Origin of the sequence: Streptomyces asiaticus (assembly GCF_018138715.1) — a bacterium.
Lineage (GTDB): Bacteria > Actinomycetota > Actinomycetes > Streptomycetales > Streptomycetaceae > Streptomyces > Streptomyces asiaticus.
Map to the genome: position 1 here is coordinate 3,226,433 of NZ_JAGSHX010000006.1, position 14,317 is coordinate 3,240,749.

General features: G+C 72.2%; 10 protein-coding genes. 2 read left to right on the forward strand and 8 right to left on the reverse strand.

Going from position 1 to position 14,317, the window contains the following annotated elements; translation table 11 throughout:
• Positions 1 to 84: 84 nt before the first annotated feature.
• The 3 genes from KHP12_RS20905 to KHP12_RS20915 all read right to left on the reverse strand — a co-directional run bounded on the left by KHP12_RS20905 (position 85) and on the right by KHP12_RS20915 (position 2,753).
• Positions 85 to 1,632, reverse strand: a complete 1,548-nt coding sequence (locus KHP12_RS20905; RefSeq protein ID WP_086881338.1) for a PH domain-containing protein — start codon at positions 1,630 to 1,632, stop codon at positions 85 to 87.
• Positions 1,629 to 2,129, reverse strand: a complete 501-nt coding sequence (locus tag KHP12_RS20910) for a PH domain-containing protein (RefSeq protein WP_086881339.1) — start codon at positions 2,127 to 2,129, stop codon at positions 1,629 to 1,631. The genes KHP12_RS20905 and KHP12_RS20910 overlap by 4 nt, the downstream gene beginning before the upstream one ends.
• A gap of 78 nt (positions 2,130 to 2,207) precedes the next feature.
• A complete protein-coding gene (locus KHP12_RS20915) occupies positions 2,208 to 2,753 on the reverse strand; it encodes a hypothetical protein (protein ID WP_244202728.1) in 546 nt (181 codons plus the stop codon).
• 188 nt (positions 2,754 to 2,941) lie between these two features.
• Here KHP12_RS20915 and KHP12_RS20920 point away from each other — a divergent pair, with 188 nt between their 5' ends.
• Complete coding sequence (locus KHP12_RS20920; RefSeq protein WP_086881341.1) at positions 2,942 to 4,186, forward strand: sensor histidine kinase; 1,245 nt, start codon at positions 2,942 to 2,944, stop codon at positions 4,184 to 4,186.
• Complete coding sequence (locus KHP12_RS20925; RefSeq protein WP_037955164.1) at positions 4,179 to 4,826, forward strand: response regulator transcription factor; 648 nt, start codon at positions 4,179 to 4,181, stop codon at positions 4,824 to 4,826. The genes KHP12_RS20920 and KHP12_RS20925 overlap by 8 nt, the downstream gene beginning before the upstream one ends.
• Positions 4,827 to 4,832: 6 nt before the next feature.
• On the opposite strand, the gene KHP12_RS20930 is transcribed toward KHP12_RS20925, so the two are convergent.
• The 5 genes from KHP12_RS20930 to KHP12_RS20950 form a co-directional block, all read right to left on the reverse strand.
• On the reverse strand, positions 4,833 to 7,649 hold the full coding sequence (locus tag KHP12_RS20930) for a helix-turn-helix transcriptional regulator (protein WP_086881342.1): 2,817 nt from the start codon (positions 7,647 to 7,649) through the stop codon (positions 4,833 to 4,835).
• Between the two features lie 101 nt (positions 7,650 to 7,750).
• A complete protein-coding gene (locus KHP12_RS20935) occupies positions 7,751 to 8,512 on the reverse strand; it encodes a thioesterase II family protein (RefSeq protein ID WP_037955160.1) in 762 nt (253 codons plus the stop codon).
• Positions 8,513 to 8,652: 140 nt separating this feature from the next.
• A complete protein-coding gene (locus tag KHP12_RS20940; protein WP_086881343.1) occupies positions 8,653 to 10,767 on the reverse strand; it encodes an FUSC family protein in 2,115 nt (704 codons plus the stop codon).
• 83 nt (positions 10,768 to 10,850) lie between these two features.
• Positions 10,851 to 11,315, reverse strand: coding sequence for a hypothetical protein (locus tag KHP12_RS20945; RefSeq protein ID WP_086881344.1), 465 nt, complete (start codon positions 11,313 to 11,315; stop codon positions 10,851 to 10,853).
• A 94-nt stretch (positions 11,316 to 11,409) separates the two neighbouring features.
• Positions 11,410 to 14,145 carry a hypothetical protein gene (locus KHP12_RS20950; protein ID WP_210609304.1) on the reverse strand — a complete coding sequence of 912 codons (2,736 nt, stop codon included), beginning with the start codon at positions 14,143 to 14,145 and terminating at the stop codon, positions 11,410 to 11,412.
• Between the last annotated feature and the right edge of the window lie 172 nt (positions 14,146 to 14,317).

The window sequence follows — 14,317 nt, forward strand, 5'->3', positions numbered from 1 at the left end:
AGGTGGAGGGGTTCAGAGGTGGAGGGGCGGCCTTTCGGTCCGCCCCTCCACCTCTCGGGGGATCGCCAGTTGGTCTCGGGGTGGTCAGCCGCGGTCGGGGGCTCTCTCGATGAACGGGGCCAGCAGCCCCGGTACCGCGGTCTCGGCGAGGGCGATTCCCTGGCCTTCGGTCAGGTCGTGCACGTGGTAGACGCCTTCGCCCGCGGCGGTGGTGGCGCCGAGGGTGATCAGCCCGGCCCGGCGCTGGAAGGGCGTCCGGGAGAGCTTCCAGCCGATGACCCCGTCGCGCTGGAGGGCGACGGTGCGGCGGGCGAACGCCCCGGAGCACATCACCAGGAAGCGGCCGCGCAGCAGGTGGCCGAGGCTGTGGTAGGCGCTGAAGGCGAACGCCACCAGGACCGGCACCAGCACCACACCGGTGATCACGCCGGTGATGACGAGCCACCGGCCCAGCCACAGGCCCAGGCCCACCGGGACGGCCGCGATCAGGACCGACCACATGAGGGCGCGGTTGATCCGGCGCCGCAGGGCCGCCTTGGGGTGCGGGAGGAGGCCCTTGCGCTCGATCAGCCCGGGGCCGGTCGGCAGTGCCTGCGCGGCGACCCGCATGGCCTCGTCGCGCGGGGTGGGCGGGGTCAGCCCGCGGCGCCTGCGGTTGTCCTCCTGGCTGCCCAGGCCGCTGGCGACGGCGTTGAGCTTGGCGCCCCTGGCCCAGCGCAGCGGGACGGGCTCGACGAGTTCGAGGCCGCGCAGATGGCGCTCCTCGATGCTCACGGAGCGGGTGGCCAGCAGGCCGCGGCGGATGCGGAGGATTCCGCCGTCCTCGCGGCGCAGTTCGTAACCGGCCCAGTTCTCGATGTAGGTGGCGGTGGAGCCGATCATGCCGAGTACGGCGATGACGACGGCGGCCAGCAGGACTCCGTACCAGAGCGGAATGGTGCCGAAGCGGTCCTCGAGGTCCTTGACGACGCCGAGGTCCAGCGGGTTCACCTGGAGCTCGCTCAGGGTGCGGTACGTACTGGCGGCGGCGATGAAGACACCGCCCACGCCCCATACGGTCAGCGGGCCGTAGCGCAGCCAGGACCAGTCCAGCCGGCTGAGCACACCGTCGCTGTCGGCCACCGGCCGGGCCCGGCCCGCGTCGCGCAGCGCGATGATCTGGCGGCGCAGCTCCACGGCCTCGGCCTTGGTGATGCCGTCGAGGGCGAGCCTGCGCGCGGCGGCGTCGCTCTGGTCCCCGCTGTCGATGCGCAGCGTGGTGAGGCCGAAGAGGCGGTGGACCGGGTTGGCGGTGACGTCGACACCGCGGATGCGGCCGATCGGGACCGAGCGCTCACTGCGGAAGAGCAGCCCGGTGTGGAGCTCGAAGCGGTCCTCGGTGAGCCGGTAGCGGGTGGTGAACAGCCGCATCAGCCCGATGCCGCTGATGACCAGGAAGGTCATGAACAGCGAGCCGAGGGTGATGATGACCTGGAGGTTGGTGTCGCCTCCGGTGACCGCGAGGCTGGCCAGGAACATGGCCACCGGCGCGGCGAGGATGGAGAGGTTGACCAGGAGCAGCCGCCCGTTGAGCCGTCCCCAGCCGCGGCCGGCCGCGTCCAGGTCCGGCCGCACGGTGGTCTCGGAGCTCATGTGGCGTCTCCCGGCACGGCCTGGGTGGACTTGGCCAGGTACTCCACCAGGTCCCCGGCGAGCTTGTGGTCGATGCCCTTGATCTTCACCGCGCCCGCGGCGGAGGCGGTGGTCACGGTGACGCCGGAGAGCCCGAACAGCTGCTGGATCGGGCCGCGCAGGGTGTCCACCGTCTGCACCCGGGACAGCGGCACGACCCGCCACTGCTGCCAGAGCCAGCCGGAGGCCGCGTAGACCGCCTCGTTGGTGGCCTCCCAGCGGTGGACCCGGTACCGCCAGGCCGGCATGACGGCCATGTAGAGCAGCCCGGGGACCAGCGAGATCAGCGTGGCCCACATGAAGAACTCACGCGTGGGGGGAATGGAGGCCCACAGGATCCCGAAGACGAGCGGCAGGGGCAGGGCGAAGAGTGCGGACTGGAGCGTCCACCAGCCGATCGCTCGGCGGTCGACCCGGTGCCGAGGCGGTCGGAGCCTCAGATTGTCATGGCGTTCCACTGCTTCACCCTGCTCTTGCGTCTGACGGGTACCGGGGCGGGGCCCGGCGGGGGTTGGTGGACTATGAAATCAGGCGGCTCAGACCGACGCACCGGTGACGGTCTGCTGCGGCAGCTGCCCGCTTCCGGTGTTCCGGCCCTTCAGCTTGCGCATCTTGGCCAGCAGCACGGCGGTTCGGGTCAGCACCATGGCCAGCGACATGAAGACGAAGGCGTTGGCGTAGGTGTCCTGGCCGCTGATCTTGTAGTCGATGGAGAACTTGATCAGGTCCATGGTGAACCAGTGCTCGGCGCCGTAGGCGAAGAGGATGCGTCCGCTGGAGAGGACGATCCACACCAGGGCGTAGCCGATGCCACCGATGGTGTAGAGCTCACCGGACGTGGCGTCCTTGTAGGCGGGCAGCAGCACTCCGGCGATCAGACCGCAGATGACGCCGGTGCCGACGCCCACGAGCTGGAGCGAGATGTCGTTGCCCTTGGTCGGGAAGGACTCGACGAAGATCGCGATGACCACGGCCACGGCGATGACCGAGCGCACCATCCGCATCGTGGTGATGCGGCGGCGGCCGATGTCGGTCGCCAGGATGATGATCAGGATCGTGCCACTGGCGATCAGTGCGGACATGAACTGGCTCATCTGTGGCATATGCGACGTTCTCCAAGCCGAACGGGGATGTGCGTTCGGTGTGACGGTTCTCCGCCTCACCTGGCTCAACGCTAGAAGCGGGCGAGCCACCGCGAGACGACTGAACGGTGGGTTCTGGCTGTCAACCGTCCGGTGGACACGGTGGACACGCGTGGTAGTACTGAGCCGTGCGCAATCACTCTCCGGGGGACGGCTCGCAGACCGGGGCGTACTACGGTCCCGAGTCCGGCACCCGCTGGTTCGGCCTGTGGGACGGCTTCTTCGCCGTCTCCTATCTCGTTACGGCGGTCCTGCTCTTCCTCTCCGGCGGCTCGCAGGTCAACCACTCCATCCCGATCGCCGCCCTGACCCTCATCGTGCCCTGGTACGCGGCGGTCGGCCGGACGCTGATGATCGAGGACACCTACGGCCCGCGGAACCTGGTCTTCGCGGCGGGCCTGGTGACGCTGTTCTGTCTCACCACGGCGTTCAACCTCGTCGGCGCGTTCGCGCTGTTCGCGGTCATCCCGATGCTGATCATGAGCCTGCCGATGGCCTCGGCGGTGGTGCTGGCCACGGCGGCCAATCTCTGCCCCGTGCTGGTGGTGGCGTTCACCGGTGAGGACCTGGGGCTGAGCGTCCTGGGTGTGCTGCCCATCTCGCTGCTGAGCATCGCGCTGTCGGTGCTGCTGGGGATGTGGATCAAGCGGGTGGTACGGCAGAGCAAGGAGCGCGGGCTGCTCATCGAGGAGTTGCGGCACAGCCGGGAGCGGGTGGCCCGGCTCTCCCACGAGGCCGGTATCTCGGCCGAGCGCGAACGGCTGGCCCGGGAGATCCACGACACCCTGGCGCAGGGCCTGACCAGCATCATCAGCCTGGTGCAGGCGGCCGAGTCGGAGGTGCGCGAGGCCCCGGACCAGGCGGTGAACCATCTGTCGCTGGCCGGCCGGGTGGCCAAGGAGTCGCTCGCCGAGGCCCGTGGCTTCGTGGCGGCCCTCACCCCGCCCGCGCTGCGCGGCGGTTCGCTGTCCCAGGCGGTGCGGCGGCAGGCGGAGGGGCTGATCGCCGAGACCGGCCTGGAGGTGCGGTGTTCGGTGATGGGCGAGGAGAAGTCGCTGCCGATGGCGGTGAGCGTGGTGCTGCTGCGCACGGTGCAGGAGGCCATCGCCAATGTGCGCAAGCACGCCAAGCAGGCCCGTACGGTCGATGTGATCGTGGTCTTCGACCAGGGTGGCGTCCGGCTGCTGGTCCGCGACGACGGCGAGGGGTTCACCCCGGACGGCACCCAGGAAGGCTACGGGCTGCGCGGGATGCAGGCCCGGGTGGCGGAGATCGACGGGGTCGCGTCCGTCACCAGCGGCCCCGGACGGGGCACCACCGTGGAGGTGAGCGTGCCGATGACGGCGCCGGCCGGGGAGACAGTGAATGGCTGAGGCTACGCCGGGCGGGCCGAGCCCGATCAGGGTCCTGCTGGCCGACGACCATCCCGTGGTGCGGGAGGGGCTGAGTGCCATGCTGGAGTCCGCCGAGGGGATCACGGTGGTCGGGCAGGCCGGTTCCGGCGAGGAGGCGGTGGTCCAGGCGGTCGCGCTGCGGCCGGACATCACCCTGCTGGATCTGCGCATGGGCGGGATGGACGGGGTCGAGGCCACCGGGCAGATCCTGCGCCAGGTGCCGGACTGCAAGGTGGTCATCGTGACCACGTACGAGGACGACTCCGACATCCTGCGCGCGGTGGAGGCGGGCGCCGCGGGCTATCTGCTGAAGGGCAGTTCACGCCAGGAGCTGATCGACGCGGTGCAGACCGCGGCGCGTGGCGAGACCGTGCTCACCCCGTCCCTCGCGGGCAAGCTCTTCCGCACCCGGGCACCCGAGCCGTCCCCGCTCTCCGGCCGTGAGCGCGAGGTGCTGCGGCTGGTCGGCCGGGGGCTGACCAACGCCGAGATCGGCGCCGAGCTGTTCGTCAGCGAGGCCACGGTCAAGACACATCTGCTGCGCTCGTTCAAAAAACTCGGCGTCTCCGACCGCACGGCCGCGGTGATGAAGGCGATGGAACACGGCCTGCTGAACTGACGGCTCTCACACCGTCCCAGTGAGGCTGCTGTCGGAGAGCTTCGCGGGGAGGTCGCGGCGGCGCTTGACGTTCAGCTTGCGGTAGATGCGGGTCAGGTGCTGCTCCACCGTGCTCACGGTGACGAACAGCTTGGACGCGATCTCCCGGTTGGTGTTGCCGTGCGCGGCCAGCACCGCGATCCGCACCTCCGCCTCGGTCAGCGCCTCCACATCGCGCTGCGCCTCGGTCGTCGCCTGACCCGGCTGGGCGGCGGCCGCCGCGAGCTCGCCGGGGTCCGCGTGCCGGGGCATCAGCTCACGGCAGAGCGGATCGGCGCCGCACGTCTTGGCCACGTGCCATGCCTTGCGCACGAGCACCCGGCCCCGGTTGAAGTCGCCCAGCGCGCGGTAGGCGCGGCCGAGTTCACCGAGGGCCACGGCCAGCTGGATGCGGTCGTCGCCGCCCTCCAGGATCTCCACGGCCTCCTTGAGCCGGGGCACCCGGCGCTTGAGCTCGTCGGTGCGGGCGAGCACGACCAGCAGGGCGCCGCGCAGCCGGGCGTCCTCCGGGCCCAGCCGCAGCTGCTCCTCGGCCAGGGCGCGGGCGCGCCCCGGGTCGCCGAGGGCCAGCCACGTCTCGGCGGCGTCCGCCCGCCAGGGGGTCAGCAGGGGGGTGTCCATCCGCCAGGCGCCCATCAGCTCACCGGCGGCCATGAAGTCGCCGAGCGCGGCGTGGTAGCGGCCGGTGGCCAGGTGGCAGCGGCCCCTGGCGCGCAGGTAGAACAGCCCGGGGAGGGTCTGGAAGAGCTCCTCGGGCAGGGGCTGTTCGAGCAGCGCCATGGCCTCGTCGTAGTGGCCCATCCCGGTCTCGGCCTGGATCAGGGTGGACAGCAGCAGCCCCAGCCCCACGCCCCAGCCCTGGACCGATATCCGTGACATCGCCGTGCGCGCCTGGTGCGCGGCGACCTGGAGATCGCCCTGGCGCAGCGCGATTTCGGCCCGTACGGCGGACAGCAGCGCCTGCCAGGTCGGGACGCGGCGGGAGGAGCACTCGCCCTGTAGCCGCTCACACCAGGACAGCGCGAGGTCGAGCCGGCCGGCCAGGACGAGTGCCATCAGCGCGACGACCAGCGGCTGGAGGGTGCTGTCGCTCAGGTGGTAGCGCTGCAACACCCGCTCGGCCTCGATGACGGCCCGGTCGGCCTGGCCCTCGGCGAGCACGGCGGACAGGGTGGCGGCGGCGTGGGCGTGGGCCAGGTCGGCCATGTCGCGCGGGGCTCCGGCGGTGGCCCCGGTGGTGCCGGTCCCGACGGTGGGGAGGCGGTCGCGCAGCGGCGGGCTGAGCATGGTCAGCCACTGGGCGGAGGCGGAGACGGCGGCGGTCATCGCGGGGTCGTCGCCGGTGGCGGCCGAGCGGGCCAGCGCGGAGACGGCGCCGGCCGCCGCGTCCAGCCGCCCCGACCAGGCGAGGTAGGAGGTGATCGGGGCGACGTCGCGCGGGGCGAGCCGGCCCCGCCCGGCGTCCTCGGTGAGCTCCGGCAGATGGCTCTCGGCGGTGGCCGGGCCGATCCGCCACGCGATGCTGACCAGCCGGGCCTTGAGCGCGGTGCGCTCTGGCCCGGGCGGGCAGGCGTGGTGGGCGCATTCGAGGCAGCGGAGCGCGAACTCCAACTCCTCCTCGACCAGGGCGAATTCGGCGGCCTCGCGCAGAACGGGGACGGTCCAGCGCTCGGCGTCCTGCCGGGCGGAGACCAGCTGGCGGGCCACGTCGAGCGCGGAGGCGCCGTCGGCGTGCAGCAGCCGGGCGGCGCGGGCGTGCAGGGCGCCGCGGGCGGTGGCGGGGGTCGCGTCGAGCACCGCGGTACGGGCCACCTCGTCGCGGAAGGCGTTGTGCTCCAGGATGGCGCACTGGTGCAGGTCCTGGACGCCCTGCTGGACCGTGTTGGCGCCGAGGTCCAGGAGCTGGCCGAGCAGCCGCGGGGAGCGGGCGTCGCCGAGGACGGCGACCCCGCGGGCGATCTCCAGCGCCTCGGGCTCGCCGCGGTGCAGACAGCCGAGGACGGCGTGGGCGAACGCCTCGCCGGGCGCCGGGCGCTGCTGGGCCTCGCCGTGCTCGCCGACGGTCCGCCAGTCCTCCAGCAGGGCGCGCAGCAGCATCGGGTTGCCGCCGGAGACGCGGTGGCATTCGGGGGCGAGGCGGGCGGCGACGGTGGCGGACAGGGTGCCGGAGAGCGCCTCGGCGACGCCCGACTCGGTGAGCATGTGCAGCCGCATGCGCACACAGTTGGGCTGGCGGAGCAGTTCGGCGTGGAAGGTGAACTGTTCCTGACGAAGCCGGGGGGATTCGGTGAGGACGATGAGAACCTTCGCCTGACGCACCCGCCGGGCCAGGTGGAGCAGGAATTGCAGGGACTGGTCGTCGCCGCAGTGCACATCGTCGACAAGGACGACAAGTGTGCGATCGTCGACCATTCGCAGCAGCGCCGAGGAAATCTGGGACATCACGCGCATGCGTCCCGCGGCGGTGCTTTCCAGCGCGTTTCCGTCAAGCAGCGCGATCACTTCGGATCGCACATCGGCGGGCATCGCACCGTTATCGAAAATCTTTCGGACAATTCCGAAGGGAAGGTCCCGCTCGGCCCGCGAACCGGTCGCTTCCAGGAGCAACTCACCGCTTTCGATGGCCTGTTCGGCAAAGGTGTTCAGCAGTGTGGTCTTGCCACTGGCCACCGCACCGCTGACAAGAGCCAGCCGACCCCGGCCCTGCGTCGCGCCGCGCAGCATTTCACGCAGCGCGGAGAGGTGGTTCTCCCATTCGAAGAGGTTCGCAGGCAAAGAATTCATCCCCCGATGAAGCCAGCTGATGCCCCCAACGGACCGCCGGGGGCATCGAGCATGACGAGTGGTTTTTCCAGTGCGTCGGGTAGGTTCCTGAGGCGGTCGGCTCAGGGTCTCGACCCTGAAAGCGCCTCCGCGACGAGACTCATAATCGGCTCTTGATGCCCGGCCAAGAAGAAGTGGCCACCCGGGAACACCCGGATGTCGAACGCGCCGCTGGTGTGCGACCGCCAGCCTTCCGCCTCCTCGAGGCTGGTCCTGGGGTCGTTGTCGCCGGTCAGCACGGTGATCGGGGAGCGGACGGCGGCGCCCGGCACCGAGCGGTAGGTCTCGATCGCCTTGTAGTCACCGCGAATCGCCGGCATCGCCATGCGCAGGATCTCCTCATTTCCGAGGACGCGGGAATCGGTGCCGCTCAGCAGCTTCATCTCGCGTACGACGCCGTCGTCATCGCGCCGGTGGACATTCTCGTCGCGGTAACGGGACGGCGCCCGGCGGCCCGAGGCGAAGACGGCGAGCGCGGCGAACTCCGGATCGGCCTCCTCCAGCCGGCGGGTCACCTCGAACGCGAGAACGGCGCCCATGCTGTGCCCGAAGAAGACGACCGGGAGATCGAGCCAGGGCTTCAACTCCGCGGCGATGGCGTCGGCGTACTCGTCGATGTTCTCGATCAGCGGGTCCTGACGCCGGTCCTGACGCCCCGGATACTGCACGCACAGGACATCGGCGGACGAGGAAAGCGTTTGGGACATCGGGAAGAAGAACGACGCCGAACCCCCGGCGTGGGGCAGACAGACCAGACGGGCGCGACTCTCGGGCATCGGATGGAATCGTCGTATCCAGACGCTGTCTTCTCGCTGTGCACCCATGCGTAGGGAAAGTCTTTCACTCGTCAAGCAAAATGTGGGGGACAGACGGCAGAGCGTACCGGGCACGCGCCCGAGGACGCGTCAGCAAGCACCGCCCCTTCATGATTAACACGCCCAATGATGTAGGGGGCACCCCTAGTCTAGGGGGATTCTTCTTGACTGGGGTCACGGGGCGTGCGCGACTGCCGTGCACCCTTGTTGAGCGCCTCCGCCAGATCGTCCAGGGCGTCGACGAGTTGCTCCGCGTCGCGCAGCGCCACCCCCGGACGGTCCCCGGACCGCTGGCGCCACCGCTCCAGCGACCGGTGCACCGGCGACCAGTTGAGCGGCCGCCGCTCCCGTACCGCCTTCACCGCCTCCGGCAGCGCCTGCCGCAGTGCCGCGGCGAAGTCCCCGGCCCCTTCGGACGGCGCCGCGTCGCGCTCCGGCAGATGCGCCTCCAGCAGCATGACGACCCGGCCCATCGTGGACAGCGCCGTCTGCGCCGCCCGCGCCGCGGGCCGCGACAGCCCGCGGTGGCGGACCGGTTCCCGGTGCGCCTGGGTCTCGCTCTGCTCCCAGGCCGCCCGCGCCGCGCGGGCGTCCAGCAGGGCGTCCCGCACCTGGCGGGGACGGCGCTCGGCGGGGTGGGCGTAGGCGTCGAAGACGGCGGTGGCGAAGGCGCCGTTGGCGGCCAGCCAGTCCGCCAGCCGGTCCCGCAGCCGCGGTGTCTCCCAGGCGGGGAAGACCGCGTACGCGACCATCGCCAGCACCCCGCCGAGCAGGGTCAGCGCCACCCGCGCCTGCACGGTCTGGCCCCATGCCTCGCCCGCGATGCTGAGCAGGAAGACCACATACGCGCTCACGCACGCGGAGGTCACGATGAAGCCGGTGCGCAGCAGCAGATACATCGCCAGGACGCACACCACGGCCAGCCCGGCGCTCAGATACGAGCCGGGGTGGACCAGCGCCACCACCCCGCCGCCGATCAGCACCCCGGCCAGGGTGCCCAGGAAGCGGGCGACACCGCGGGAGTAGGTCTGGGCGAAGTCCGGCCGCAGGACCATCGTGGAGGTCAGCGGCGCCCAGTAGGAGTGGCCCAGCGGCAGCGTCGTGCTCAGCAGATAGCCGCTGACGTTGACCACGCACAGCCGCACCGCGTGCCGCAGCACCGGCGAGGACCAGCGGGCCTCGCGGCGGACGGCGCGCAGCGCCATGGCGACGGTGCCCCCGAGACCGGGGCGGGGCAGGAAGCGGTGCACCGTCCGGCCTTCGGCGGACACCTCCTCCACCGGTTCGTCGGACGCCTCCACCACGTCCGCCACCAGTGAGAAGAGCCGCAGCGCGGCACGGCGGGCGGCGCCGGTCAGCTTGGGCCCGTCCTCCGGCATCCGCAGGACGGCCATGGCCTCAGAGGGCACCCGCACCGGTGTGCCGTGGCGGATGGCGTGGGCCACCGCGTCCAGCACGGTGCCGGTGGCGGCCAGCAGTTCCCGCACCCGGTCGCGCTCGGGCCCCTCCGCGGGGGCGCCGACCACCGGGTCGGCCAGTGAGGCGAGCACCGGGCGGATCCGCTCGGCCAGCAGCCGGTAGCCGTTCAGCTGGCGGGGCCGCCGCCGGGCCTGACGGGGCGTCACGGCGGCGGCGCTGCGGGCGTCCATCAGCGGCGTGGGGTCGAAGGGCGCCACCGGCTCGTCGCGCAGCCTGCGGGCGTAGTCCGCCACGGCGGCGAGCGCGTCGGCGAGGGCGTCGCGCTGCACACCCCATGGCCGCACCGGGAAGAGGACGATCAGCGCGGCCTGCACCACACCGCCGAGCCCGACCAGCAGCGCGTGCCCCAGGGCGCCCATGACCGAGGTCGGGAGGGTGACCGTGATCAGCATGACGGCCACCATCTGGGTGGAGACCAGCCCGGAGACCGGGCCGACCGCCCACGACATGCCCGTCATCAGCGTCCACACGGCGAGCATGAGGACGAAGGTGAGGGTGTGGGCGGCGGCCAGATAGCCGAGGAAGGTGCTCACCGCGAGACCGCTCGCGGCGGCCAGCGCCAGCCAGGGGCGAGGGCGCCAGCTGCGCTGGAAGGTGGCGACCCCGGCGGAGAAGGCGCCGAAGGCCGCCGAGACGGCGAGCGTCGGTGAGCCCAGCCACAGCGCCACCCCGATGACGAGCGCGACCCCGCACGCGCCGCGGACCGCAACCATGGGCTCGGTCCTGGTGCGCTCGATCGCAAGCCCCGTCCGGGCGGTCTCCTTCAACGCGTGCGACCAGGTCATACGGCGAGACTACGGGGTGGCCCCGGGAGAACTGAACCAGCCGTTCCGGTCCGGGTCTCCCGAGCGCGGCCCCTGGCGGGAGGTCAGTCCCCGGGCGCGCAGTCCACCTGGAGGAGCTGGATCGGCCGGCTGGCGTCGAGGTCCACATAGGCGGTGAAGGACCGGGTCGTCGGCGACTGGCCCCAGTGGGTGGTGATGGTCGCCCAGCCCACCCGCGCGGACTGGGCCGTGGTCACCTCACCGACCTCGATGTCCTGCGGCTGGTTCTGCGCGCACAGCAGCAGGTCGAAGTCGGGCGTCTGGGCGGCCTCCTCCTTGAGCTGGTCCGAGACCAGGTGCTCGCGCTCCCAGGGGCGCGGGCCGTGGTTTCCGTAGAAGCCCTCCAGGAAGTGGTGGATCTCCTCGGCGGTGTAGCGGCCGTTCGGGTCGGTCCGCTCGGTGGCCGAGGCGGGCGACCCGGCGGCCAGGGCGAGCCCGAGGCCGAGCGCGGCCACACAGCCGCCGGCCACCGCGGCGCGGGAGCGAAGCGCACGAATGGAACTAAGCATGGAAAATCCCCCTGTGTACAGTCTTGCGCTGATGATTCGCCCCTTAGCCGGGCGAGCACACAAGAAGACCCCTCAGCCCCTCGAATGGTTGTGCTCAACTGTCCCTGGGACATGAGAACTTCCCCCTCGGCCCCCAGTGCGCTATCCGCCCCGCCGGGTTCTGGGTGAACGCGCCGCAGTACAGCACCGGCTCCGAGCCCCGGTCGGTGTGGTGCAGGATCACCACCGGCTTGTCCCGGGGCACCGAGCGGCCCCGCCCGACGTCCAGATAGCCGCTGGCGCCCTGCTTCCGTATGCCGTTGTCGAGGCCGATCTGCACATTGGAGCGCTCCACGTTGTCCGTGCTGCGGAAGGCCCGGTTGGCGGCCTCGGCCATCAGCTGCATCGCGTCGTACGCCAGGGCGGCCCGTCCGTCGTCGCGCCACAGGTCATGGGAGCCGAAGTCCCGCGCGTAGTCGGCGTTGAACTTCTTGGCGATGTCGCTCAGCCGCGGATGGCCCGCGGGCAGCACATGGACGGTGTGGTACAGCCGCAGCCAAGGCCGGTCCGCGTACTCACCGGCGAGGGCGGCGGTGGTGAGGTCATTGCCGCCGAGCACCGTGAGCTTCCTGCCCTCGCACGCCGTGTTGTCCCCGAAGTCGTCGAGGAACGCGCTGAACTGGAGGGCGCGGGAGGCCCAGTAGACGACCGTCCGGGGGTTGGCGGTGATCCGCTCGCACACCGCGTCGGCCAGCTCGCCGATGCTCTCCTTACGGGCGACACCGTCCTTCGGCGGCTGCCCCTGGGCGAGCCCGCCGCCCCGGCCGCCCGGGGTGTACTCCAGGGTGAACGGCCGGGCGCCGAACCGCTCGGCGAACAGCGTCCCTATCTCGTCGCTGTACAGGTCCCGGGGATCCTTGACGACCACGGCGGCGCGGGCCGGGGAGCAGCTCCCGCTGCCGTCGTCCATGATGTTGCCCCGGCGGGCGAAGTCGGCCTCGACCGCGGCCTCGCGGCTGTTGGTGGGCGCCACCCTGCGGTAGTACCCGTCCACCTGCATCAGATCCGCCGTGGCCGTGGTGCCCACGACGGGGATCCGCGCGGCGCCCAGGATGCGCACGGCCTCCTGGGTCTGCTTCAGGCTCTTGGAGAAGCCCACCACGCCGATGATCCCGGAGCCCTTCTCACGGGCGTCCTCGGCGACCTGGCGGGCGATGCGCGGCGCGCCCGCGAAGTCGTCCCCCGCGTTACGGCTGTCGACGCGCAGCCACACCTTCTGGGAGTCGTTGCCCGCCTCGTCGTTCAGCGCGCGCTGGGCCAGGGCGATACCGCGCAGCTCGGGCACGGCCGCGTTGTACCGCTGGCCCTCCTGGTCGGCGGCCACGTCGGAGCCGATGTGCACCACCGTACGGGCGGTGCCGCGGTGGTCCGCGACCTCGCGGTCCACTCGTGCGTTCTCCTCGCGGATCAGCCGCCGCGCGTCCTCGTACTGCTTCCGCGGCGAGTCCGCGCTCAGCTCGGGGCGGCCCGCGACGACCTCGCTGGACGCCCCGCCCAGACAGCCGCGGTCCGGCTCGTCCGTGATCCGGCCGACCAGCCATACGCCCGGCGCGCTCAGCAGGGACACCACCACGGCCCCGGTCAGGGCCAGCTCGGCGGCCGGGCCGAGCCGGAAGGCGGGCGGCGAGACGGGGTCCAGGTCCAGCGCCTCCGCCTCCGGCACGGGCCCGGGCAGCGCGGCCCGCAGCGGCCGGGGCGCCCGCGACGGCATCCCGCTCGCACCGCGCAGCCGGGCGGCGGCCCGGCCCAGCCCGCCGCCCTCCCCCTCGGTCACCCCGTCGGCCCGGGACGCACCCTCCGGGGGCTCGCCCGCCGGGGACGCCGGAGCCACCGCCACCACCACGACCGCCGCGCACCGGGTGTCCCGGGCGGCCTCCCCGTACCGCTCCAGGAAGCGCTCCCCGGCCGCCGCACCGGCGGCGTCCTCCGGCAGCTCCAGCAGAAAGACACACCGGGTGCGCCGCCGGCGCCGCCAGGGCGAGATCCGGCCCGGCCGCGCCGCGCGCCGCAGATCCGCCAGCAGCGCGCGCAGCAGCAGCTCCTCCCAGCGGCCGACCGCCGCCTCCCCGTCCCGCGCGCGCTCGGCGCGCACCAGCCGCGCGGCGTTGTCGAAGAACTCCTCGGCGGTGCGGCCATGGCTGATGCGCCGCCAGTCCGCGTACCAGCCGCGCCGGGTGGAGCGCAGCAGCCGACGGGTCCTGCGCCGCCCCCACCACCAGCGCGGCAGCAGCTGGAAGAGGGGGCGCACCAGCAGCCGGCGCAGCTCCGCGATCCAGCCCGGCCCCGCCGGGCCGCCCGCCGCGCTGTCACCGGCTTCGCCGCCGAGCGTCCACAACGCCTTGAGCAGCGGCCCTCGGGTGAGCCGCTGTGCGTAAGCGTGGTCGCGCAGCGCGCCGCCGTCCGGCTCGGCGGCCCGCGGGTCCAGCGCCTGCTCGACGATGTCCCGCATCAGCCAGAAGTCAGTGAGCCGCAGAGCGCCGGTGCGGCGGGGCACATCGACGCACAGCTCCCGGCCGAGGTCCAGCGTCAGCGGCCGCCGCCCGGCGGCCGCGCGGATCTCATCGGGGCCCAGCGCCGCGTACGGCACCCGCTTGGCGCCGTCCGGGTAGAGCATCCGGCGCAGCCCCCGCATCGCCCGGTGGGCGCGGCCCGGCGCCCCCTCGCCGCTCGCGAGCAGCAGCACGGGCGGCAGCAGATCCCGCGCCTTGGCCTTTCGGTCCCGAGGCACCACGGCGCCCTTGAACGCCTCGATGAACTCCTCGGTCCCTTCCCCCTCCATGAACCCAGGCACGTCGGCTCCCCCGCTTTCCCCCGGCTTCCCGTGCTTGTTGCGCCTGGGATCCCCGCCCGCCGCAACGGCGAAACCCCCTGCCGGACCGGGTCCGGCAGGGGGCGGGGAAACCACTCAAACGTGCGAATCACACGTCCCATACGCCTCAGTGGTTCTTCACCTGCGTCCTCAG

What these genes read in the sequence shown, in the direction of transcription:
- KHP12_RS20905 (WP_086881338.1), bottom strand. Translation starts at nt 1,632, where the DNA reads ATGAGCTCCGAGACCACCGTGCGGCCGGACCTGGACGCGGCCGGCCGC.
- KHP12_RS20915 (WP_244202728.1), bottom strand. Translation starts at nt 2,753, where the DNA reads ATGTCCGCACTGATCGCCAGTGGCACGATCCTGATCATCATCCTGGCG.
- KHP12_RS20925 (WP_037955164.1), top strand. Translation starts at nt 4,179, where the DNA reads ATGGCTGAGGCTACGCCGGGCGGGCCGAGCCCGATCAGGGTCCTGCTG.
- KHP12_RS20930 (WP_086881342.1), bottom strand. Translation starts at nt 7,649, where the DNA reads ATGAATTCTTTGCCTGCGAACCTCTTCGAATGGGAGAACCACCTCTCC.
- KHP12_RS20935 (WP_037955160.1), bottom strand. Translation starts at nt 8,512, where the DNA reads ATGGGTGCACAGCGAGAAGACAGCGTCTGGATACGACGATTCCATCCG.
- KHP12_RS20940 (WP_086881343.1), bottom strand. Translation starts at nt 10,767, where the DNA reads ATGACCTGGTCGCACGCGTTGAAGGAGACCGCCCGGACGGGGCTTGCG.
- KHP12_RS20945 (WP_086881344.1), bottom strand. Translation starts at nt 11,315, where the DNA reads ATGCTTAGTTCCATTCGTGCGCTTCGCTCCCGCGCCGCGGTGGCCGGC.